General features: G+C 46.3%; 1 protein-coding gene and 1 pseudogene. Both read left to right on the top strand.

Translation table 11 applies throughout. The annotated features are described in order from the left end of the window. Window positions 1-484: 484 nt before the first annotated feature. Window positions 485-889 (top strand): hypothetical protein, encoded by a 405-nt coding sequence (locus BWI97_RS27000; RefSeq protein WP_146011105.1) that lies wholly within the window; start codon window positions 485-487, stop codon window positions 887-889. A gap of 71 nt (window positions 890-960) precedes the next feature. Continuing rightward, window positions 961-1,207, top strand: a pseudogene (locus BWI97_RS26995) (hypothetical protein); the annotation flags it as partial.

Genomic DNA, 1,207 nt, shown 5'->3' with positions numbered 1-1,207 from the left:
TTGCCGGATGTATTCCGAGACACTCATGCCGGCAAGAATCGCCCGGTCCTGAATCCGACTATACTCCTCTTTGGTAACCCGGGCTCTCAGGCCCACCGTGCGAGTCACCGCTTTTCTGACTCTTTTTTCTTTGACTGTTTCCATTACTTCTTTCTACTAATGCTACTCTAGCCTATGACTTAAACTCGCTTCCGCTTTTTTTTACGAGCGGCGGACCCTTTTCGGGTCTCGCCGGGGGTTTGGGGCTTTAGCCCCAACAAGCCAGTGAACGCTAAGTGAACGGGTGGCAAATGTGGAACATTTGCTATGGCTTGCTCTCCTATGCTCTACAATACTAGCGGAAGTTTTTTTGTTAAGTACATTAACATTACCTTATTTTACTCATATATCCTTCTATTTTAGTCGTATTTAGGTTCTATTTTGGAATTTTGAGCGATACTGGTGGTAGATCTGCTGTATAGTAGTGGTGTACCTGCTCTAAAAAATGCTTACTACGCTATTAATTAATATGGAGAAAAAGTATGTGTTGATGGCTTTTGAGCGTAACCTCAAAGGCCGCTTTGATGTGCTAGCTGCCTATTATGGAGATTCGCTTTTTCATGTCCCCGCTAGCATCATGTGTGAGCAGATTAAGGATGAACTAGGCATCGCTTTAAACGAGCAGAACCTTTACAACTTAAAGCGTCGCCTGCATCCTAAAACCGGGAAGGCTACTCCCTCTAAAGAATCGCCGGCTTCGCTGGGTTCGTCTGCTTTAGTAGATCCCTCCGCTACCCCCAGCTCTTCTGTTTCGACACTGAAGCCTGACTCACTACAAGAAGCTTTAGACAAACTGCGAGCCAAGGAAGATCCCTCCCACCGCAAACCCTCGGGCTTCTCGCTGGATTAACTCTAGGCGTTTATTGATTAGCGGATCACTACCTCTTTGTACATTTTACCTTTTTTAAACCAACCTCATTCATGAAAACCATTCACTGCATCCTCCAGTCCAAGGGAGGCGTGGGCAAGAGTTTACTAACCTGGTTTCTCGCCCAAAAACACAAGAAAGACACCTCCACCGTCTTCATTGATCTGGATAATTCTACGGCCACCAGCTCGCTTCGGCTCTCGTCCATTGTCGGAGCTGACCGCATCAAGTCCTTTGCCATCTTAGATTCCGAAAAGAAACTAGACCGGGAAAAGATCCTGGAGCTCTTTGAAGTCATTG

It is taken from the genome of Siphonobacter sp. BAB-5405 (genome assembly GCF_002872335.1).
GTDB lineage: Bacteria > Bacteroidota > Bacteroidia > Cytophagales > Spirosomataceae > Siphonobacter.
Note: the sequence above shows the minus strand (reverse complement) of the source record. Positions and strands in the feature narration are given on the sequence as shown.

Bases quoted from the DNA above. Each gene is read 5' to 3' on its own strand.
- BWI97_RS27000 (WP_146011105.1), top strand. From the start codon at position 485: ATGCTTACTACGCTATTAATTAATATGGAGAAAAAGTATGTGTTGATG.